Raw genomic sequence first — 20,785 nt, 5'->3', positions numbered from 1 at the left:
TGAGAACAGCGCGCTTTTGCTTTTTGTTTGTGTCCCGCTTAACTCTTCGGGCTCAAATCCATAGAGAACCACTTCTCGGACATTTTCGAGAGTGTCCCATCGGCCTGCATTTCGCCAATGGCCTTATCGAGCTTGGCTTTCAATTCCGGTTCGTCTTTTCTTAGTCCGAGGCAGACGTTCGTTGCCTGAATGCCGCCGACGAGAAGTGGTCCGGTAATCTTCAGCACACCATTGCTTTTTTCCGCGCGATCACGTGCGAAAACAACATTGTCATACTGACCATCGATGCGGCCCGACTGCAGGTCGAGCTTGATTTGTTCCGATCCCTTATAGGTTCGGACTTGGACCGCATCGCCGAAGTTTTCTTCTACAAACTGCAACTGGCTGGTGGAAAGTGAAGCGCCGATCGTCTTGCCTTTTAGCGCTTCTTTGATATCAGCAATAGCCTTTTTACCTTCTTCGGTATCAGTAGAGAGGCTTTCACCTGTGTGAGGCAGATTGGCCAATGGTCCTTCGGCCGGAACCAGGAAAGTATTGGGTGTGATTACATATGGGGCGGAGAAGTCGATTGCTTTGCGACGCTCAGGGTTGGGGCCCATCGTCAGGACCACATCAAACTTGCCAGCGAGAAGTGACGGAATCTGGCTGTCCCAATCCTGCGCTACGATCTTGCAATCAAGTTCAGCACGCTTGCAGACTTCCTTGATAACATCCAGATCAAGCCCCTGAAGCTCACCACCAGGAGTGGTGAGGTTGAATGGCGGAAAGGCACCTTCCACGCCAACTGTGACTGTCTTCCAGTCTTTCGCAAGCACGCTTCCGCTGTAGAGGACGGAGAGGGTGCATAGACTTATAGCGGCGATTTTCTTGAACATAGTTCCCTCGTTCTTATGATTGTTTCGGGATGGAGTCTTGTTAGGATTGAGTTTCCACGCCCTTCTTCAAAATCAAGTGTGTACCCACTTGCGAGGGATGAAAAGCGGAATTTGGTTCATATATATGAATTTTGTTCTGAATACTGAAAGGCAACATGCGTTGATCAAAAAGCGGAAAATCCCGACCTGAAACTCAGGTCGGGCTCGAAAAATTATCGAAAAAAGTTTAATATTTTCAGCCGTTTAGCTTTGCAAAGCGCGCGATGTCCGCATGCGTGGCAAACCAAATATCCTGATGTTGCTTTATGTGGCCGATCAGTTCTTTCAAAATCCAGATCCGTGACCGATGACCAATGATATCCGGGTGCATCGTCAGCTGGAAAATCCCGCCCTCGTCATAAGCAGCATCAAATTCGCGAATGAAAATCTGGAGAATATCATGTGGCGCAATCTGTGGACGCAAACCGCCCCAACGATCCATAACCAGATAGGCAGCATCATCACGAATCCACTCGACCGGCAGTTCAGTCACGCCGCTCGGCTCGCCATTCAGCAAAAGCTCATAACAATCGACGTCTGCCATGAGCGAAGAATCGTAAAGTAGGCCCATTTCGGCGGTAATGTGCAGAGTATTGTCACTAAAATCCCATGATGGCGTTCTGATGCCCACGGGTCGAATTCCCGTGATCTTTTCTAGCGCATCAGCAGAACGATGTTGCAGGTCGCGCTCGGTATCTCCATCAAGCAAAGTATTTCGTTCGTGAATCCAGCCGTGAAGGGCAATTTCATGGCCCTCATCAATTAAGGCGCGCTGCTCGTCAGGATAATGGATCGCCGAAACTGCTGGCACAAAGAATGTCGCGGGGATGTTGTTGTTGCGCAGCAATGCACGAATGCGCGGAATGCCTTGCCTTGGACCGAATTGTCCTTGTGAAAGAGCAGAAATCGATTTGCCGCCATCACGCAATTCGAAAGTGTCATGGTCGGAATCGAACGACAGGCCAACTGCACACTTAGCACCATTGGCCCAAGCCGCCGGCTTGAAGCTACGACCAGCACGAGCACGGTTCATGATGGTCTGCAGCCGCTCTTCTGGCCAGGTCCATGTTGGAACGGGTGTATCAGTTGTCATGTTGTCGGTCCTCCACTGACCGATAAGGTCTGGCCTGTGATCCAGCTTGCATAGGGCGAAGCGAGAAAGAGCACGGCATTGGAAATATCTTCTGGTAGTCCGATACGACGCAGCGGAATTTCATTGATCATCGCAGCCTGGCCATCGTCGCCATAAGACGCCCACTGTCGCTCATAATCGGGACTTGTGCGCAGGAAGCCGGGAGCCACCGCATTGACATTGATCCCGAATGGGCCGAGTTCGTGACCAAGCTGGCGTGCGAGGCTTATAAGGGCGGCTTTTGCACTGGCATATGCTTGAATGCCGGTCAGGCTAACGCCAAGCCCCGCACCACTTGAAATGAATACCATTTTGCCCGTGCCACGGGCTTTCATAGAGGAAACGACCGCTTTGCCGACAAGAAATGCGCCACGCACATTAATATCGTAAATACGATCCCAGTCGTCAGCCGGTACTTCCTCAAGGGGGCGTTTTTTCTGCCCAAGAACCCCACCTGCCACATGCACGAAAATATCGAAACCGCCGTCTTTTTCAGCTTCCGCTGTCAATTCGGCAATTGCTGCTTCGTCAGTGACATCAAGATGGGCGGTACGGATTGACCCACCGCGTGCCGGACGTGCTTCACTAACGAGTTTCGCCAGTTCCTCATCAAGAACATCCGTTGCAGTAACCGATGCACCATCTTCGGCGAACGCCTCACATATGGCACGCCCAATTCCCCTCGCGGCTCCGGTGACCAGGACTCGCTTCTCTTTGAAATGTATATCCATTTTACTGCTTAACTGTTGTGGCTGGTGCTGGTTTATGTCCAAGGCGAGCGCTCAACTCGGCTGCATGCTTGATCACTGCGTCGATCATACGTTGCCGGCAAGCAGTGAACCGCGATGAAATCGTTGCCATATTCAACGTGGCAATTACCTCTCCGCTGGCATCAAAAACCGGTGCAGCAACACCTGAACCGCCGATGACCGCTTCTTCGTCACAAATCGCGTAGCCGTTTTCTCGGGCAGCATCGATGATGCGGCGGATCTGCACGCGGTCAATTACTGTTTTGTCGGTGAGCGGTATGATGCGTTCTTTGGCGAGGTAGCTTGCTGTCTTTTCAGGTTGCCAATGCGCGAGAAGGATACGGCCCATTGCAGTGCAGTAGGCGGGGTCCGAGCCTGTGAGATCAGAATCGAAGCGCACCACCTGATGGCTCGCACTCTTGGCCAGAAGCTTGACGCGACCATCCTTACGGCGCGCGCCGAGAAATACCGTCTCGCCTTCGGTATCGCGCATGGCATCCATGATCGGTTGTGCTGTTGCGATCAGATAGGCGTCGCTACCGCTGCACCAGCCGGGGCCGTTCCGGAAAGCATCATGAATCTTATAGGACTCGGTGTCGTCGCGGACGACATAAGCCCGCGCAACCAAGGTTGCGAGCAGATTGAAAGTGCTGCTCTTTGGATAGCCCAGTTCGGTAACAATCGCTTTCAATGTGACCGGTTTGTGAGCGCGAGCAAGGAATTCGAGAATTTCGAGAACCCTGACTGCCGATTTAACTTCGCCGTTGTTTTCAATGTTCATATATGTGAACCAAATTCCTATTGTGGAATAATGTGACAGACATACGATCACAAGGCAACACAAAAGGAGCACGTTTTGAAATGAAGACTGAAGATAGAGTTGCCATCGTCACGGGGGGCGCGCGAGGAATTGGCAAGGCATGTGCTCTCGATCTGGCGCGAGCTGGTTATCATGTGACACTGGTCGATCTACTCGAGGCGGAGCTCGCTGATACGGCAGCTGAGATCGAAGCTCTGGGCGTGCGTGCGCTTCAATGTGTTGCTGATGTCTCTAGCCATAAGCGGGCAGGTGAAATTGTCGCCCAGGCAATTGAAACCTTTGGGCGCGTCGACTTCCTGCTCAACAATGCCGGGCGTTCCGCTCCTGTCGGCATTCTTGAGATAACTGAAGACGAGTTTGACCGTGCAATCGCGATCAATCTGAAAAGCTGCTTCAATTACATTCAGCATACTGCACCACATATGCTGAAGCAGGGTGGCGGCCGGATTGTTTCAATGTCGTCGCTCAACGCCTATTCGGGCGGTGTAACGGCGGCGGTCAGCAAGTTCGCTTATGCGGCAGCAAAAGCCGGTATCCTTGGCATGACTCGTTCCCTTGCCAAGGAACTGGGTCCAAACATTGCGGTCAACGCCATCTGTCCTGGTGTCATTCGCACTGAGATCGACACGAATGTCACTGAACGCGCGGATGAAGTTATCAAGGGAATTGCATTGGGACGGCTAGGTTGTGCCGACGATGTGGCACGCTTGGTAACTTTCCTTGCGACATCGGAGCCGTGCTTCATCACTGGGCAGGCTTTCACGGTCGATGGCTTTCAATTCAATGTTTGAGCTGTCTTGCAGTAGACATGGATGAAGATGAGCTCAAACGCTCATAAGCCAGTTGGAGGCTGCATCGGCCTTAATCGATGCAGCCTCCGCTGCGGCCTGAATGGCCTTCGTGTTCTAAAGCGTATCGTTACCTATCCGCATAATGGCTTATCAAACCGGAAACTCTTGCTGGCCATAATGTCACTTCTGATATGTCTTTTGAGCAATTTCACTTATATCTGTTGCCACCAGTTTAGAGTACCTCTAGGTACCGCTCGGGAGGAGCGTTCTCTTCTGTGGCAGCAGTCAGATCGAACTGTTTCGGCCACAAAAGCCGATAAAAAAGAAGCCGAGGCCTTGGTCTTCTCGATTGTCCTAGACCTGCTTCTTCCGACTGAAATGTTGAAAATTGAGCCGAGAGCGTGGACCTCAAGTTGAAGAACCATCACGACATCTGGGATATTGTTGACGCAAAGAGCGCGGCCTATTTCGAACTGAGCGATACGGTTTGGGATAACCCAGAAACCAATTACGAAGAATACAAGTCGAGCGACGCTCATGCAGCGCAGCTGGAAGCCGAAGGCTTCCGCGTGCAACGTGGTATTGCAGGTCTGCCAACCGCTGTGATGGGCGAGGCTGGTGAAGAAGGTCCGATCATAGCCATTCTGGGCGAGTTCGATGCGCTTCCCGGGTTGAGCCAGCTCGCCGGTGTAGCGGAAGAGCAGCCGATTGAAGCGGGCGGCAACGGGCATGGCTGTGGCCACAACCTGCTCGGTTCCGGTTCACTTCTGGCTGCTGCCGCTGTGAAGGAATATCTTGAGGCCAATGGCATCAAAGGGCGTGTCCGTTATTATGGCTGCCCTGCCGAAGAGGGCGGATCAGCCAAGGGCTTCATGGTACGTGAAGGCTTGTTTGACGATGTTGATATTGCGTTCTGCTGGCATCCGGCGCCTTTTTCTGGCGTAAACGATCCGGTTTCCCTGGCTTGCAACGAAATCAATTTCAACTTCACCGGCCGCGCAGCTCATGCAGCATCCGCGCCGCATCTTGGGCGCAGTGCGCTTGATGCCGTCGAGCTGATGAATGTCGGCGTGAATTATATGCGCGAGCACATGCCGTCATCGGCACGCATCCACTATGCAGTCACCGATACGGGTGGTTTTGCCCCAAATGTAGTGCAGGCAAAGGCGAGCGTGCGCTATTTGATCCGCGCGCTGGACTTGCCGCAAATGCAGGTTCTGCTGGAACGGGTCAAGAAGATTGCCGATGGTGCGGCTCTGATGACCGAAACAACGGTCAAGAGCAATATCGTCAGTGGTGATGCCAATCTGATTGGCAATCCGGCGCTGGAACAGCTGATGCAACGCGAACTCGATCGCCTTGGTCCGCCGGTTTTTGATGAACAGGACCGCGAAACTGCAAAGCGTTTTCAGGCAACACTGACCAAAGAAGACATCTCCGATGCCTTCCGCCGCTTCGGTGTCCAACCAAACGCTGAAATTGCGCTTTGCGCAGACAACTATGAGCCTTATAAGGGCGATAACTCGCTCGTTGGCTCCACGGATGTGGGTAGCGTAAGCTGGGTTGTTCCAACTGTGCAGATGCGCGGTGCAACCTGTGCAATCGGCACGCCGCTTCATTCATGGCAGATGGTCGCGCAGGGTAAACTGCCTGCAGCGCACAAAGGCATGGCTCATGCGGCGAAGATTATGGGAAGTACGGCTATAGAGCTGTTCCGCAATCCGGAGCAGATCGCGAGAGCCAAAGAAGATCATGAGAAGAAGCTCAATGGGGCAATTTTTGTGAATCCGATCCCGGACAGTGTTCAACCAGCTTTGCCTGCGTCTGAAAAGTGAAGTCGTAAGCCTGAAGCAAGAAGCTTATATTCAATAATTTAGATCGACGTTTGTGCATCCAGTTGGGCGATCTAAAGAAATACCCGGAAAGCAATATGACATTGATTTCGCAATCCCCCACATGGTCTGACGCATCATGAAGGCGTTTCTCGATATTCTGAGCTTCGGGCCGGACGGCTGGGGCTATGTGCTGATGATGGCCGCCTTGGTGAGCGTTTCGCTCGCAGTCCTCGGCTTTCTTCTTGGAGCAATCATCGGCGTTTTTGCTGCCTGGGCGAAGATTTCCGGTGGTCTTGCGTTGCGCGGAATTGCGGATGGTTACACAACCATCATTCGCGGCATTCCCGACCTTCTTGTGATCTATCTGTTCTATTTCGGCGGCAGTGCTGCGGTAACGGCGATCGGTCGCTTTTTTGGTGCGCAGGGCTTTATCGGCTTTCCCGCATTCCTCGCTGGTGTGCTTGCAATCGGCATTTCCTGCGGGGCGCATCACACGGAAGTTCTCCGCGGTGCATTCCGTGCGGTTTCCAAGGGCGAGCTTGAAGCGGCCTCTGCCTGTGGCATGGGACAGACGCTCAAGTTTCGTCGCATCATCGCGCCGCTGGCACTTCGCCATGCGTTGCCTGGCCTTGGCAATGTCTGGCAGGTTGCCCTTAAAGAATCCGCTCTGATCTCTGTTGTCGGCGTTGTCGACATTCTACGTCAGGCACAGATTGGCGCCGGCTCAACTGGCCTGCCGTTCAACTTCTTCCTCATCGCTGGTGCGCTGTATCTGCTGATCTCGTCGGTTTCCGGCACCATACTGCAAGCAGCTGAACGCCACTTTTCGCGTGGCGTCCGGAGGGCAAAATGAATCTTCAATTTTATTCTGAAGCCTTCTTTCAGATGATCAGCGGCGTGCCGCTGACCCTTCAGCTTGCAGCAAGCTCGATTGTCTTTGGCGCTATTCTGGCCTTGCTTTTTGCTATGATGCGTCTGTCGGGCATCGCTGTTCTTGACTGGATTGCTCGGCTTTACGTATTCGTATTTCGCGGCACGCCGCTCCTGGTGCAGATCTTCATCATCTATTACGGCCTCAGCCAGTTTCCGGTCATCCGCTACTCATTCCTCTGGCCGGTCCTGCGTGAACCTTACTGGTGTGCGATTATTGCTCTGACGCTGAACAATGCAGCCTATGCCAGTGAAATCATCCGCGGCGGTCTTCTCTCGGTTCCAAATGGACAGATCGAAGCTGCAAAAGCCTGTGGTATGTCACGCTTCACCTGCTTCCGCCGTGTCGTCATGCCGCTGGCAATCCGCCAGGCACTGCCCGGCTATGGCAATGAAATGATCTCCATGGTCAAGGCGACGTCGCTGGCTTCTATCATCACCTTGATGGAAGTGACAGGCATCGCCGCCAAGCTGATCGCTGAATCCTATCGCGCGATTGAAGTGTTCGTTATTGCGGGCGCCATCTATCTTGCAATCAACTTCGTTCTGACACGCGTGCTCATGTTCGCGGAATACAAGCTTACGCCTTATCTGCGTCAGCCCGTCGTTAAGATCACCACCGAAGGAAAAACATCGTGAGTAAAGTTGAGTCTCAAACAGCCCCGGTGGCGACAAATCTGGCCTTGAAAGTTGAAAATCTGCGCAAGAGCTTCGGCGCCAATGAAGTGCTCAAGGGCATTTCTTTGGAAGCGCGCGAGGGCGAAGTAATTTCAATCCTCGGCTCTTCGGGTTCGGGGAAATCCACCTTCCTGCGCTGTATCAATCTGCTGGAAATCCCAACTTCGGGGAAAGTCACCGTTTCCGGCGAGACTATTCGCATGGCGAAGAACTCCAAAGGTGAAGCCTATCCGGCTGACAAGAGACAGGTTTCGCGCATCCGTTCCGAGCTTGGTATGGTTTTCCAGAGCTTCAATCTCTGGTCTCATAAGACCATTCTCGAGAATATCATTGAGGCGCCGATCTATGTTCAGGGCCGTTCGCGCGCTGAATGCGTGGAAGAGGCGGAAGCACTTCTCGCCAAGGTTGGGATCGCTGATAAGCGCGATTTTTATCCGGCTCATCTTTCCGGCGGCCAGCAGCAGCGAGCAGCAATTGCCCGTGCGCTCGCCATGAAGCCAAAGGTCATGCTGTTCGACGAGCCAACATCGGCGCTCGATCCAGAACTCGTTGGCGAAGTGCTGCGCGTTATGCGCGGTCTTGCGGAAGAAGGCCGCACCATGCTGGTTGTTACGCACGAAATGGGTTTTGCCCGCGATGTATCCAATCGCGTGGTCTTCGTTCACCAGGGCTTGGTCGAAGAAGATGGTGCGCCTGAAGAGGTATTCGGAAACTCCAAATCCGAACGTTTCCGCAAGTTTATCAGCCACGAAAATGCTGCCTGATTATTTCAAACTACGCTGATTTATGCCAAAAGGCGCGTCAGCAACTAACTGCGTAAGGTTTAAGTCAAATGAAGACCACGGGATTGTTCAAAGCCCTGTTCGTTTCAGCGCTAGTTCTCACAACCGCGTCTGCAAATGCAGAGGGAAAAAAATGGGACAAGATCACTATTGCTACGGAGGGCGCTTTCCGTCCGTATAACTTCACCAAGCCGGACGGCACGCTGGACGGGTATGAAGTTGATCTCTACAAAGACCTTTGTGCTCGCATGAAGGTTGAATGCACGATGGTAGCGCAACCTTTCGACGGTATCATTCCGGCACTGAATGCTGGAAAATTTGACGCTATCATGGCTGGTCTGACTGCTACGCCAAAACGCGAAGAAACCATCGACTTTACCGTTTCCTACGGGTTGACGCCGCAGACTTTCGCCACGCTTAAGGACAGTCCTTTTGCTAAGCTGCCCCACACCGGCGAAACGCTTTATCTCGCCAAGGATGAAGAAGCGAACCAGAAGGCAATCGATGAGGTCGCGGCCGAAATCAAAGGTCGCACGGTTGGCGTTCAGACTGCTTCACTCGGCCTTTCGTTGCTGGACAAGTACTTCAAGGATTCAACCGATATCCGTGAATACAAGACCACTGATCAGCATGACCTCGACCTCAAGTCGGGCCGTGTCGATCTGGTCGTTGCCTCATTGGCTTACCTCTCCGATGCCGCCAAGAAGCCAGGCAATGAAGACATCGTCATGACCGGCCCGTACTTCAAGGGTGGCATTCTGGGTCGCGGCGTTGCTGTTGGTATCCGCAAGAATGAGCCTGAACTGCAGAAGATGTTCAATGAAGCCATTGAGGCTGCCAAGGCTGATGGTACGATCAAGAAGCTTTCCGAAAAGTGGTTTGGCTTCGACGTAACCCCATAATCGGGATTTAATAGATCACTTACACGCCGCGCATTGAATGGCGTGTAAGTGTTGCAAATCCGGTGACATCCATTGATCGATTTTAGTGTGATGCCACATTTTTGGTCTCGCGGAGGCAGCAGACGAAGCCGCCATTCTTTCCGCGATCGCCACGCGCGACGGCGAGCGCGAGTCGCTATTCGATCAAATAGCGAAGGTACCCACTCAATTTTGCAGAGCCTTTGGTCGGCATGGGCGGTGTGTTCTTCAGACGTACCTCCGCGCCATGAGCAGAGTTCATAAGCGACTGCTCTGGAGATGTGGTGAATCTCTTTCGCATACTTCAGCGGCACTATCCGCAATTCATGGATAGGATGACTTTCCAAATTACCAGCCGACAGGAGTTTGACCGACTAAAGGCAAGTGAGGCAACTATTCCGGCTACAAGGCCGCGCGGGCAGAAATGGGCAACATGGCAAAAAGCCTTGAGCGCGATCCCCAGATGGAATCCCTGCTCGAAGATCGCAAGAAACAACTCGGCATCGACATGGATTTCGACTCAGGCTGAGGTTGGGGCGGCAACTTCCCTCAGTCATGGCCTTGGCAGAGGCCGAGGCATCGCATTTTAGAGCGAAGAACTTTCCTATTTGCCGCCGTTTTTACCGCCACAGCCCTACGCTGCCTAAATATCAGTTGTACAACGAAAAATCATTGTTCTGTCTGGTCTCTGCAATCGTCAGAAACAACCAGCATGGGGCAACGCAGCCATGCGTCAACCAGACCGTATCGTCCGTTTGAAGACCGTTCTCTCCCGCACCGGGCTGTCCTGGTCCGCCATCTATAGCAAGATCGCCGAAGGCACTTTCCCCAACCATATCAAGATCAGCACCAACGGCGCTGGCTGGAAAGAATCCGACATCAATGGCTGGATCGCCAGCCGTTCCCCCGGCAGGCCGCCCAAGCATGACCTCACCACATGGACCGTGACCGACGACTGGCCCGACCCGTTCCGGTTACACAAGCCGAGATAGAGGTGTTCGAGCGATGGTTCGGCGATTTGTTCGATGAACTATTCGGCCTCGACAGTGAATTGCCTGACGCCGGAGCTGAGATTGATCTTGAAAACGGTACTAAATAATGATACTGGATACTCCATGAAAAAGCGTCACAGAGCCACGCTGGAACTGATCTTCGCCCGCCCCGTCAACGGTTCGATCCGCTGGGCCGATCTAGAGGCGCTGTTTGCAAGTCTCGGGGCGGAAGTCAGTGAGCGGGACGGTTCGCGCGTTGGCGTGTTCCTGTTCGGTGAAGTGCGCGTCTTTCATTGTCCGCTTCCGTCGCCGGATACGGACAAAGGTGCGGTTGCCAGCATCCGAAAATGGCTGGACGGACACGGAGTAAAGCCATGAATAATGTCGTTGAAATCAATGGCGAGAAGGCAGTTATCGCTTTCGATCCCGAGATTCAGATGCTGCGCGGCGAGTTTGTCGGCCTCAATGGCGGAGCCGACTTCTATGCCGAAAGCGTCCACGATCTGATCGAGGAAGGCCGCAAGTCGTTGGCCGTCTATCTCGAAATGTGCCGGGAGAAGGATATTGAGCCGCGCCGGAAGTTCTCCGGAAAGTTCAATGTCCGCCTCACGCCTGACGATCATGCCGCCGCAGTCATTGCCGCAGCAGCATCGGGCAAGAGCCTGAATGAATGGATCGTCGGGACCATCAGGGAGGCAGCAGAGTAGCGAACCCGTTCGGAACACAACGGGCTTTGAAAGGAAGCAGACTATGACCGCTTCTACCGTGCCGCTACGCGCCGACCTCTATTTGCGTGTTTCGACGGCGCGGCAGGCCGAGCATGAGTTCAACAAGCGCTCCAAAACCGAGGAGTTGAAGCCGGTCAGCGAGATCGTAACGGTTCCGGTCCCCCCTCCATTATCGACAAAGATACGTTTGAGGTGGTTCAGAAGCTGCTCAAGACTCCTAATCCCAAGGTCATGCCCACCCGCGTCATCCGCGGCCCAACCATGCTGACCGGCCTAATCCATTACGCCAAGTGCGACGGGCCATGACCATCCGCACCGGCAAGGGCAGGCGGTATCGCTATTATGCTTGCTCAATGAAGGCACGGCAGGGGACGACCGCCTGCGAAGGCATGGCCGTGCCGATGGAAACGTTGGACGATCTTGTCGTCAATCACCTTAAGAAACAGCTTCTTACGCCCGAGCGGCTGGAAACCGTGCTTGCCTCCGCGCTCCACCGCAGCCGAAGAACATGCTGAGCGCCGCCGAGCATATCGCCGAGTTGAACAAGCGCTCAGCCGAATCGCAATTGCGCCTCAAACGGCTTTATGACGCCATCGAGGCGGGCGTTGCCGATCTGGACGATCCGGCGCTGAAAGACCGTATTGGCGGCCTCAAAGCCATCCGCGATCAGGCCAAGACCGATGCCGACCGGGCCAGGCCATGCTTCAAAATTAGGTGCAAAAGGCGGTGACGCCGCAGATGCTGCGCAAGTTCGCCGCAGCCACCTGCGAGCGTATCCGGCTGGAAAGCGGCGGCTATCGCCGCGACCATCTGAGCGCGCTCGCACAGCGTGTCGAGGTCGCAGACAGTGAAGTTCGCATCATGGGATCGAAGTCCCGGCTGTCCCGGAGGGACTGCATCAACTATTGATTTCATTAATTAATTTCTAGGTTAGCCAATTCGCCATTTTCTCTTTGTTCCGTATCATTATGCCTAACTTTCCCTGCGCCACAGCTTCACAATCTGCCAAGTTCATTACAACAACTATTCTATGTCGTGTGTATTTTTACACATTATTTTACTACACACCTTTACACACTATCGTTTGGTGTGTATAAGTGTGCTACAAAGAAGGGAAAAGGATGGCACCAAAACGCAGACCAATGAAGCCGAGAGAAATTGTTCAGATGCTAAATGCCGATGGCTGGACAATCAAAAGAAAGGGGCCGGGAGATCATGTTCAATACACCCACCCGAGCAAAAGCGGCAAAGTTACAGTCGACATGGGCACAACCGAATTCCCGCCTAAGACTTTAAAGAACATTTACAAAATCGCTGGGTGGGGCTGGTAAGTCCCACCCGCCTTACAAAAGGAGCGCATGACGTGCCCGTTACATACGCATTAATCCATCAAGAAAACGGCCAGTTCGGGATTTCGTTTCCTGACTTCCCCGGATGCATTTCGGGTGGCAAAAACGAAGAAGAAGCAATTCGCCGAGGAACAGAAGCCCTTAATTTTCACGTCGAGGGCATGATTGAGGATGGTGACGCTATTCCGATGCTGCGCAATGCGAAGGAGCTTCGCGCAGATCCGGAGCTTGCCGAGGAATTAGAAGACGGCATACTAACTTTGGTTAGTTTCGAGATGCCGGGGAAAATCCTTCGCATAAATATTACAATAGATGAGCACCTGCTATCAGCGATCGACAAAGATGCAAAGGCACACAATCAAAGTCGGTCTGCGTATATTGCTGATGCTGCCAGAAACAAAATTCGCGGCGCAGCATAAAAAAAAGGCTCTGGTTCACACCAGAGCCTTTCTTTATTTGCCATTTTTGATCTTGTAGTAGATCTGGACAAGAAGCCAGATGATGCCAAGGCTGGATAACCCGAGAGATGAAGCTTTTTCGAGGTGCGGAAGCCACATGGATTAGCGGCGGCAACCGTTGCGACCGCCGCCTTTACTCGATCTGCAACCTGATCTCTCATTTCCAGCAACCCCGCCTCTTGCAGTTTTCGTCATTCCCTTCAACGCTCTCTGCCCCGGCCCGGTCTGCCTTGATTAAGGCGACTAGCCCAGCTGGAGAAAGATTATTCTGACGAAACCCCGCGCAGCTCGTCGCATTGCTCGACTGGCAAGCCACGACGAGGAAGGGCAAGCCTGCAAAAAATATAGTCCGATAGGCGGCGAAGCTTTGCATCGTCCTTTGTCCTTTCACGCTATGCTTTTATATCGTCTCGCAGTCGCTCAGTAATCGCTTGCTGTCTGCCTTCCCGCTTACCAATCAGATAGCCACCGCCAGCGGCCAAGCTCGCCGCAACTACGGCGGCAAGAAGATATTTCAGCCATGTTGGGAATTTTGCCCATACCAGCCCCATCAGCTGAATTCCGACTGGAGTTCTTTGACAGCCTTGAACAGATCCGAACGGCGCTTGATGCCGTAGATCGCAAAGCCGACAATCGCCACACTGAAAAAGATCTGCACGCGCCAATCCAAACCGCCAAGGAAAGAACCTATACCGCTAACCGCTGACATGATGGCAACCCCGGCCCAAGTCCAAACCGTCTTGCTACGCGATGGCCTTTTACTAAGCTCACCCAGATCTGCGACCACAGGTTTTCGTTCAGTGACAATATCCGGCTCTGAAAGCCACAGCGCGACAGGCCGGAATTGAGGATTTCCCCGATTATACAGTTTCTTCCGCATTGCTGTATAGCGCCATCAATAAGGCACCTGACGGCTGCGAGATTGGCTTTGAAGGCGACGAAGCTGTCATAAATATCAGAGCCGGAAGGTCGCATTTGCAGCTGCCCTTGCTGCCAGCAACAGACTTTCCGCAAATGAAAGCTGAGGGCTTTACCCATGAATTTGACTTACCGGCGAGTCGTTTATCGCGGGTAGTCGCGATATACACATCCTTGCAGTACGCTACACACAAAATATACGCAAAGTGACCAGCTTACCGCATACACATATAGCCGACGATAGACGAAGGAATGACGCGTTAACCCTTGTATTGCAAGGGTTTTGCATAGCTGTGGATTTGTCTGGAAAGCCAAGTGGCGGAGAGGGTGGCTGCAATATAGGGGGATGTTTGTCAAAAAATATAATAAAAACAATGGATTGCTTTCGATTGAATTGGGTGTTTTGTAGCAGGATTTGTATTGAGTTTTTTGGTGAGATCGCGCTGTTCAAAATTAATAAAGATGGTTATATAAAACCACGTTTAATATAAATGAGTTTCTTTCATTTTTAATTCGGAGGGGCAAATGAAGCGATTTGGCGTTACGGTTTTAGGGGCAATAGTTGCGAGTTCAGTTTCAGGCCCAGCATTTTCAGCAGAATTAGACAAAGCTATTCGCGGAACTTGGAAGGGGCCTCATGTTGAGAGTTGCCAAGCTTTACGTGATCAAACGGCAGATGATTATATTATTTTCGGAAAAAAAGGCTTCGAACGGCATGAAGGTAAATGCGTAATTACGAAGTATTCTCGAGAAGCAAAAACCCACTCGCTTAAATTCCTATGCGAGACAGAGGGGGAGACAGTTCGCGGTGATATGAAGGTCACTGTCCTAAATGCTGATAGAATCTCCATTGCAGGGGCAGGTCAATATGAACGCTGCAAGTAAGCTTCTTTGGTCGTTTGGATTGATGTTATATGGTAGCGTGGTCTCAGGTGCGGCGCATGCTCAGTTTTTTTCAAGCAGCGGTCGTTCGGGTCTTGAGTCCGAATTCTTTCTTCAAAAAATTGAGAGTACAGGATTAGAAGACAATCATATTGCAAAGGTAATCTCATACAATAATCGTGCGCAACAAGAGATCAGAGAATACGTTGTTAATTGCAATCCTTATATGCCTCAGGTCTTGGATAGTGATGATGAAAGTCATCCGATTGATATAAAGAACGACCCTAGCAGCGCAGAACAAACAATATGGGAGCTCTGGCACGCTGTTTGCAATAAGGAATTTGCCAGAATTTCGAAGAGACCACCTCTTCAGGAAAATCTCGCAATGGTCGATATAATGACAGAACCAGAGTTTAACGGAACTCCTTATTCTTTGCATTATCAGGCGCTAGATTATTCAAAAAATCTGTCGAATATGGTGAAGGTGGATGCTTATGTCGGAAAAAAGAAGCTTTTCGACACAGCCTATAGTCATTGTGATGAAGACAGCGGGACCGTTTATTGGAAGGGTCAAAAACTTTTGATCGGCGCAAATGACGCTGTTGAGCACGATTTAAATTCGAACATAAAAGACGAAAAACTCATAGCCCTTTCAAAAACTATATGGAATGGGGCGTGTAACGCTGCTTCGACTAATGCTACCAGACGTGACCATACACCAAATGAAGCTTCGTTGAAGCAAGTCATTAATCCTGAGATAACGGCAAACAAAACTGAAATCACACCCAAATCGAAGTTAGTCAAAACCCCAAAAGACGCTGAGAAAGCTATTACAGAAGCTTATGAAGCATACATGCTTTCAAAATTTTTGTGCGAGTATCACAATGCGGGAGAAAGAAAGATTGCATCGCTGAAATCCAAGTTGAAGCAATTAGATGATGTCGCAAAGATTCAGAAAATCAACGTCGAGATGCTTTGGCAGAAGGCGACAAATTCTTTTCAGAAGAGTGCAAACTACCAGCTCATGCAAGCATACAAGGCGCTTCCGATACCGAAAGCCGTATGAAGTTTTCAAATGGTTGCGAGCAGGTAACCGGAATTCTGGCAGGAGGAATCGACAGCTATCTGGCTGAGAGCGGTGGCAATACCCTCTCGGGAATTGAAAAGGACTTTTAAGACTGCTCCCGCTCCCGGAATCCCTTTCGACCGGGCGGGAGCGTGCTTCTGTCGTAATTCATTCCTTCCACATCTTCGAAAAAATCACGAACCCGACATTGCAGGCCAATGGATATTTTTTCCAAGGTCTTTACTGTCGGGTTTTTTGCGCCACGCTCAAGATGGCCGACATAGGCGCGCTCAACACCTGAAGTTAGCGCCAGTTCATCCTGTGAGATTCCACGAGCCACGCGGATACGTCTCAGATTGATTGCGATTTGTTCCTGAATATCCATTGGCGCACAAAAACACCTTTGATTTCTAATCACCACGTTATAAAAAACGTGGTGTTAAAAGACGTCTTTTAACAGAGCATAACGAAGATGGATTTTTTCCAATTTTATAAAGGGTGAGGGTACCATGGTGGAAACAGTCAACGCGCTGGTGAAGGTACGCAATACGGATAAACAGGCCGTCGATGAATTCATCCGGGAAAGATTTGCAGCCGTTTTCTCGAAATCCACAGCCAAATCGAAAGGTGAAAACAGTGTTGCTTATCGTGGTGGCTCAATCGTGCGTCCCTATGGTTTCAAGGCTGTTTCAACAGTTCAATCATCAACAGATGACGCTCAGATCGTAAAACTCTGGGGAAGGGCAACAATGGCTCCTATGGCATATGCCGTGCTTGCACTGATCATCGGGAGCATTCTTGGCCTGATTGCTGATCCCGTTGAATACTGGTTTTGTGGACTACTGCTTGCGATGCTTTTCGTGGCGATGGCAAAAGAACGTAAATCAACGGCCAAGAAAATTCATCAGGTACTGGATGAGGTAAAAATTCGGTTTTCTTGACAGCAATCTTACCTGCTGACCCAGACGCACGTAATTGCCCTTCTAATCTCTTCCTCTTGAATCTAATTGGAACACCTACTACTCCAGATTTTATGATCTGGAGTGACTCAAAAAGTTATATCAAGAGTTTTTTCGAAGCGATAGCAATCATAATTTTGCGTATCACAGGCCAAGCCACTCTGATATCAGTTTACCAATTGGTAACCAAACTTTGGCAAAATTTTATAAAGGCTCAACGAAACCGCGAAGCCAATTGTCACATCAATCTTGCCGAATTGCGTGGTCATATGCTTAAGTTTATCGGAACCAAAACGGTAGATACCCCTGTGAAAGAAATACGCTTTCGATATATGAATTGGCGAGGTGAAAGTTCAATTAGAGCCGTTATCCCTATCCAAATTTGGTTTGGAAGTACGGAATGGCACCCTGAAGATCAATGGTTTCTCAAGGCTACAGATTTAGAGAAAGGCGCCGAGCGGGATTTCGCTTTGCTCGATATCAATTTTCACGACGTCGATGGTTAGGAAAAATAAGCACCCAAACTAAGAATAAGAGGTGTGATATTCTTTGCATGCTGCACCATACCGTCAACAGCATTGAACCCATTTTCGATTTTCTGTAACGTAGAAACAACTTTTCCAATGCTATCTTTATTAGGGTTTGATTTTGCTACCTGCACTGCATGGTCAAGTTCAGCTCGTGCGGATTGCGAGACGGGCATCTCGTGTGTTTCTCTTGATACATCTTCGAGTATTTGTAATACATTATTGTAGTTATATTCAGTAATTGATATATTATCACTACTGGATACGTCTCCAGCTTGAGAGAACGCCCCGACCATTTTTCCATTGTTTACGAAACTGTTGTTTGTCACGTTATAAGTACTCCTGTTTGCATCTAAGAATCCAGATTCTTCCTTTATATCAATCTGCCGGAGTTCTGTGTAAAGCGCAGTCCCGCCAGCCGCTGCTGCAAGTCGAAAACGTTTCTTTTCGTTATTACGTGCTTCCCTGTAATGATCAATGCAAATTTCTTTGTATCTGAGCGATTTGTGAGAGTTAACTGCAAAATGATCAAGAAGATAAGACTGTACGTCATCGTCATGCTCATCATGAAACCAGTTATCTGTTAAATTAGGCAAAGAATCAAAATAAATATCGCGAAGACCAATTGATAAACCGATTCTGGCTTCAACTTCGCGATCTTTGCTTCCGCATTCAATTAACTCTGTTCTGAGCGTTGACTCGTCTGGTTCTTCTGCCATAAGCCGATAGACATATGATCGAATATTGGGCGGCTGTCGTTCTAAGTCCTTAAAATCTATTCCGATGTCCTTCGCGCCAAGCTTTGAATTTTCCGCCGCTGCCCAAACGGAATATTGCGAAACAAGCGGTTCATCGTGAGCGCCCAATAGCTTAACTACCGAAGAGTTAGAGTATTTTGGGTGGAAGAGAAATTCAGGCGCGCGCTCAAGTCCAATTGCAACCAACCCAAGCTTTAGTAGCGTTGGCTCAGAATTCTCAAAATTAATATTTACCTTGCTCAGGTCTACTTTACGGGGATCGATTGTTTGCAATGCAGATAGCGCGATTATTTCTGGTGAACATATCGCTTTCGATGTTATTAAATCATAGGCTGCATGACCATCAAATTTAAACAGGTTCGCAATTGCAGCAGATAATACTTGCGGTTCGTCGGGGTAATCAAGCAAGGCCCGAAATACCGCAGTACGGCTAACCTGAGGATTGCCGACATGGGTTAATGCAGCGAGTGCCCAACGACGCACTTTTTCGTCTGACGATGATGAATTCAAAATACCTAATATGGTGTTCTCTATTAAACCTCTATCATCTGTTCTAAATACACTGCCATTTCTATAAAACTTGCAAATCATCTGCAATGCACGTCTTTTGCGTTCAAGAGAGCCCAGCGCTATTTCGGCACTGAGATAACTTGCTTGCCTTTCGTGTATCGTACCACGGCGTTTAGTAGCCATGTAAACTCGATTGTCCGAGACCATAGCCTAATATCATTTGAGACCAAGGATCAAAATCTTCCCAATTGTTGGGAGCGATATTTAGATCAAGCCAACGTAAGTCGGTTAATGATAGTTTCGAAGCTGACGGCTCAAACCAATTCGGTGCTTCTATTTCGACATAAGCCAATAAACTTGCACGTTTTTGGTGCTTGTCGAACGACAAGAATCGTATTTTACGAGCAAACTTTTCATCTATATCGGTGGTTAGGGTACGTACGAAATCTAAGTCTATAGCAGCTGAGTAAAAGGCGCGATCTGTGATCCCAAAATGATCATAATCGAAGAAAGTCCGATCTGAATCGGATACAAGTGTCGAGAACGTGACTGAGCGCTTGTTTGCAAAGTCGTCGCGATCATCCCTATAGCGTCCGGTACGATAGGAGAGTATTTTCCCGGGCTTTGTTAGCGACGATGCTGCCCAGATTAATATATCGTCATCATCTAACTTTTTTCGATCAACGTATCTATATTGGCCTTTCAAAAAAATATCATTTAACAAATCTCCCGATACATACTTGGATGAAAACAGTGTCTCAGGTATATCCCTTCGACTGATCGTTAATGCTGGCCCCCTGAATAAATCGCGGGTACGCCTTCGCGCAACGATGGAACGTTTGAATTCATTCGGTACAGTATCGTCAACAATAAACTCACGAAGAAAAAAAACTCCGGGCTTTGTTCTAAAGAACAAGCTGCTCTCTCTGAAGCGCAGTATGTCTTCGCTAAGACGCGCCTGAAGCGTTTTATGCTGTGTTGGTCCAAAGAGATGGTGAGGAACGATGCCGCTCGCATAAGCTTCCCGCAAAATTGCACGCGCCGACAAAGGCCTTTTTTCAGACCTTAACACGTAAGCTGCTATTTCAAGGTACGAACTCAATTCGATATCGCCGAGCATTGATGGAGTTTATTTAATACTATAGCCCCGTGAGGCTCGAAGAATAGCGATTTTAGGAAAAATGTTGTGGAGATAAGCTTTTTCACAAGATCGCGGTGATCGGGGATAAGAAATTTGCTGCAAGCTTTAGGTATACCTCAAGCGAACCCGTCTAATGCTGGTTCGATAAATTCAATTTACAACCCAAAAAGAACTGAATATAAAAGAACCACTTAAAACGAACTTTTGAGTGGTTCTATGTTTTTACGTGCCTATCTAAGAGCTTCTACCAAGGATCAAGATGCTAGTCGCGCGAAAGACGATCTGATTGAGTTTGGCAAAGAGCGTGGTTTGAAGATCGCGGCTTTCTATGTGGAAAATGAAAGTGGAGCTTCGCTTGATCGACCGGAACTGTTCCGTCTACTTTCTGACAGTCAGCCCGGCGATATCCTACTTATTGAACAGGTTGATCGGTTGAGCCGCTTAAACTCAGCCGATTGGGAAAAGCTGAAGGCAGAGATTAGAATAAAACAAATCCGGGTTGTGGCGCTCGATCTTCCTACTTCATGGTCAATGGCTTCCGATGATACGGATGAGTTTACGCTTCGGATGTTTGAGGCGATAAACAGTATGCTTTTGGACATGATCGCCGCTATCGCACGAAAAGATTATGATGATCGTAGACGGCGGCAGAAACAAGGTATCGCTAAAGCGAAGGCTGACGGAAAGTATAAAGGCAGACCGGAAAATACTGCTCGGAATGCAGCGCTGCGGAAAATGCTCGAGAGTGGCCAAAGTTGGAGCAGCATTATATTGGCCACAGGCTGTAGCCGTTCGACACTTTCAAAACTCAAGCACCGCTAGTGGGCTTTTGTCATTTAGATAAACTAAATCGGATCAAGGAAAGCGCTTTTAACGTGTGAAATGTAATTGTTACTCTATTTCAGAGAGTAGTTATGTGCCATTTTTGAAATCAATTCATATGGGG

26 protein-coding genes and 1 pseudogene are annotated in these 20,785 nt (G+C 49.9%); 18 read left to right on the top strand and 9 right to left on the bottom strand.

Features of this window, described 5'->3' with window-relative positions; all coding sequences use genetic code 11:
* Positions 1 to 38: 38 nt before the first annotated feature.
* From KMS41_18450 to KMS41_18435, 4 genes are all read right to left on the bottom strand, one after another.
* On the bottom strand, positions 39 to 875 hold the full coding sequence (locus KMS41_18450) for a transporter substrate-binding domain-containing protein (GenBank protein ID QWK79441.1): 837 nt from the start codon (positions 873 to 875) through the stop codon (positions 39 to 41).
* Between the two features lie 235 nt (positions 876 to 1,110).
* On the bottom strand, positions 1,111 to 2,007 hold the full coding sequence (locus KMS41_18445; protein ID QWK79440.1) for a polysaccharide deacetylase: 897 nt from the start codon (positions 2,005 to 2,007) through the stop codon (positions 1,111 to 1,113).
* Positions 2,004 to 2,777, bottom strand: coding sequence for an SDR family oxidoreductase (locus KMS41_18440; GenBank protein QWK79439.1), 774 nt, complete (start codon positions 2,775 to 2,777; stop codon positions 2,004 to 2,006). The genes KMS41_18445 and KMS41_18440 overlap by 4 nt, the downstream gene beginning before the upstream one ends.
* A 1-nt stretch (position 2,778) precedes the next feature.
* Positions 2,779 to 3,576, bottom strand: coding sequence for an IclR family transcriptional regulator (locus KMS41_18435; protein ID QWK79438.1), 798 nt, complete (start codon positions 3,574 to 3,576; stop codon positions 2,779 to 2,781).
* Between the two features lie 80 nt (positions 3,577 to 3,656).
* Between KMS41_18435 and KMS41_18430 the strand changes: the two genes are divergently transcribed.
* The 13 genes and pseudogenes from KMS41_18430 (at position 3,657) to KMS41_18370 (ending at position 13,039) form a co-directional block, all read left to right on the top strand.
* Positions 3,657 to 4,406, top strand: coding sequence for an SDR family oxidoreductase (locus KMS41_18430; protein QWK79437.1), 750 nt, complete (start codon positions 3,657 to 3,659; stop codon positions 4,404 to 4,406).
* A 413-nt stretch (positions 4,407 to 4,819) separates the two neighbouring features.
* Positions 4,820 to 6,241, top strand: coding sequence for an amidohydrolase (locus tag KMS41_18425; protein ID QWK80315.1), 1,422 nt, complete (start codon positions 4,820 to 4,822; stop codon positions 6,239 to 6,241).
* A 136-nt stretch (positions 6,242 to 6,377) separates the two neighbouring features.
* Complete coding sequence (locus tag KMS41_18420; GenBank protein QWK79436.1) at positions 6,378 to 7,094, top strand: ABC transporter permease subunit; 717 nt, start codon at positions 6,378 to 6,380, stop codon at positions 7,092 to 7,094.
* Positions 7,091 to 7,810, top strand: a complete 720-nt coding sequence (locus tag KMS41_18415; protein QWK79435.1) for an ABC transporter permease — start codon at positions 7,091 to 7,093, stop codon at positions 7,808 to 7,810. Before KMS41_18420 ends, KMS41_18415 begins: the two co-directional genes overlap by 4 nt.
* Positions 7,807 to 8,613, top strand: coding sequence for an ATP-binding cassette domain-containing protein (locus tag KMS41_18410; GenBank protein ID QWK79434.1), 807 nt, complete (start codon positions 7,807 to 7,809; stop codon positions 8,611 to 8,613). The genes KMS41_18415 and KMS41_18410 overlap by 4 nt, the downstream gene beginning before the upstream one ends.
* 68 nt (positions 8,614 to 8,681) lie before the next feature.
* Entirely contained in the window at positions 8,682 to 9,533 is an 852-nt protein-coding gene (locus KMS41_18405; protein ID QWK79433.1) for a transporter substrate-binding domain-containing protein, read from the top strand.
* 746 nt (positions 9,534 to 10,279) lie between these two features.
* Complete coding sequence (locus KMS41_18400; protein QWK79432.1) at positions 10,280 to 10,543, top strand: AlpA family phage regulatory protein; 264 nt, start codon at positions 10,280 to 10,282, stop codon at positions 10,541 to 10,543.
* Entirely contained in the window at positions 10,489 to 10,650 is a 162-nt protein-coding gene (locus KMS41_18395; protein QWK80328.1) for a hypothetical protein, read from the top strand. Before KMS41_18400 ends, KMS41_18395 begins: the two co-directional genes overlap by 55 nt.
* 16 nt (positions 10,651 to 10,666) lie before the next feature.
* A complete protein-coding gene (locus KMS41_18390; protein QWK79431.1) occupies positions 10,667 to 10,921 on the top strand; it encodes a type II toxin-antitoxin system HicA family toxin in 255 nt (84 codons plus the stop codon).
* A gap of 167 nt (positions 10,922 to 11,088) precedes the next feature.
* Complete coding sequence (locus tag KMS41_18385; GenBank protein QWK80314.1) at positions 11,089 to 11,250, top strand: toxin-antitoxin system HicB family antitoxin; 162 nt, start codon at positions 11,089 to 11,091, stop codon at positions 11,248 to 11,250.
* A pseudogene (locus tag KMS41_18380) lies at positions 11,210 to 12,180 on the top strand (recombinase family protein). The gene KMS41_18385 and the pseudogene KMS41_18380 overlap by 41 nt, the downstream one beginning before the upstream one ends.
* Before the next feature lie 212 nt (positions 12,181 to 12,392).
* A complete protein-coding gene (locus KMS41_18375; protein QWK79430.1) occupies positions 12,393 to 12,602 on the top strand; it encodes a type II toxin-antitoxin system HicA family toxin in 210 nt (69 codons plus the stop codon).
* Positions 12,603 to 12,634: 32 nt separating this feature from the next.
* Positions 12,635 to 13,039, top strand: coding sequence for a type II toxin-antitoxin system HicB family antitoxin (locus KMS41_18370; protein ID QWK80313.1), 405 nt, complete (start codon positions 12,635 to 12,637; stop codon positions 13,037 to 13,039).
* Between the two features lie 431 nt (positions 13,040 to 13,470).
* Here KMS41_18370 and KMS41_18365 read toward each other — a convergent pair whose 3' ends face one another.
* Both KMS41_18365 and KMS41_18360 read right to left on the bottom strand, forming a co-directional pair.
* Complete coding sequence (locus KMS41_18365) at positions 13,471 to 13,629, bottom strand: hypothetical protein (protein ID QWK80327.1); 159 nt, start codon at positions 13,627 to 13,629, stop codon at positions 13,471 to 13,473.
* Positions 13,629 to 13,958: a hypothetical protein gene (locus KMS41_18360; GenBank protein QWK79429.1), complete on the bottom strand. Its 330-nt coding sequence runs from the start codon at positions 13,956 to 13,958 to the stop codon at positions 13,629 to 13,631. The genes KMS41_18365 and KMS41_18360 overlap by 1 nt, the downstream gene beginning before the upstream one ends.
* A gap of 563 nt (positions 13,959 to 14,521) precedes the next feature.
* Here KMS41_18360 and KMS41_18355 point away from each other — a divergent pair.
* Both KMS41_18355 and KMS41_18350 read left to right on the top strand, forming a co-directional pair.
* Entirely contained in the window at positions 14,522 to 14,881 is a 360-nt protein-coding gene (locus KMS41_18355) for a DUF3617 family protein (GenBank protein QWK79428.1), read from the top strand.
* A complete protein-coding gene (locus tag KMS41_18350; GenBank protein QWK79427.1) occupies positions 14,865 to 15,944 on the top strand; it encodes a hypothetical protein in 1,080 nt (359 codons plus the stop codon). The genes KMS41_18355 and KMS41_18350 overlap by 17 nt, the downstream gene beginning before the upstream one ends.
* A gap of 106 nt (positions 15,945 to 16,050) precedes the next feature.
* Here KMS41_18350 and KMS41_18345 read toward each other — a convergent pair whose 3' ends face one another.
* Positions 16,051 to 16,329 (bottom strand): helix-turn-helix domain-containing protein, encoded by a 279-nt coding sequence (locus KMS41_18345; protein QWK79426.1) that lies wholly within the window; start codon positions 16,327 to 16,329, stop codon positions 16,051 to 16,053.
* Between the two features lie 124 nt (positions 16,330 to 16,453).
* Here KMS41_18345 and KMS41_18340 point away from each other — a divergent pair, with 124 nt between their 5' ends.
* Together KMS41_18340 and KMS41_18335 are read left to right on the top strand one after the other, a co-directional pair.
* Positions 16,454 to 16,885 (top strand): hypothetical protein, encoded by a 432-nt coding sequence (locus KMS41_18340; protein ID QWK79425.1) that lies wholly within the window; start codon positions 16,454 to 16,456, stop codon positions 16,883 to 16,885.
* Entirely contained in the window at positions 16,882 to 17,409 is a 528-nt protein-coding gene (locus KMS41_18335) for a WYL domain-containing protein (protein ID QWK79424.1), read from the top strand. The genes KMS41_18340 and KMS41_18335 overlap by 4 nt, the downstream gene beginning before the upstream one ends.
* Here the strand turns inward: KMS41_18335 and KMS41_18330 are convergent.
* Together KMS41_18330 and KMS41_18325 are read right to left on the bottom strand one after the other, a co-directional pair.
* Positions 17,406 to 18,881: a hypothetical protein gene (locus KMS41_18330; GenBank protein ID QWK79423.1), complete on the bottom strand. Its 1,476-nt coding sequence runs from the start codon at positions 18,879 to 18,881 to the stop codon at positions 17,406 to 17,408. The genes KMS41_18335 and KMS41_18330 overlap by 4 nt on opposite strands.
* Entirely contained in the window at positions 18,871 to 19,818 is a 948-nt protein-coding gene (locus KMS41_18325) for a winged helix-turn-helix domain-containing protein (protein ID QWK79422.1), read from the bottom strand. The genes KMS41_18330 and KMS41_18325 overlap by 11 nt, the downstream gene beginning before the upstream one ends.
* Positions 19,819 to 20,055: 237 nt before the next feature.
* Between KMS41_18325 and KMS41_18320 the strand changes: the two genes are divergently transcribed.
* Positions 20,056 to 20,661 carry a recombinase family protein gene (locus tag KMS41_18320; protein ID QWK79421.1) on the top strand — a complete coding sequence of 202 codons (606 nt, stop codon included), beginning with the start codon at positions 20,056 to 20,058 and terminating at the stop codon, positions 20,659 to 20,661.
* Positions 20,662 to 20,785 lie beyond the last annotated feature (124 nt).

It is taken from the genome of Ochrobactrum sp. BTU1 (assembly GCA_018798825.1).
Classification (GTDB): domain Bacteria; phylum Pseudomonadota; class Alphaproteobacteria; order Rhizobiales; family Rhizobiaceae; genus Brucella.
This window is presented reverse-complemented; position numbering and strand designations above follow the sequence as displayed.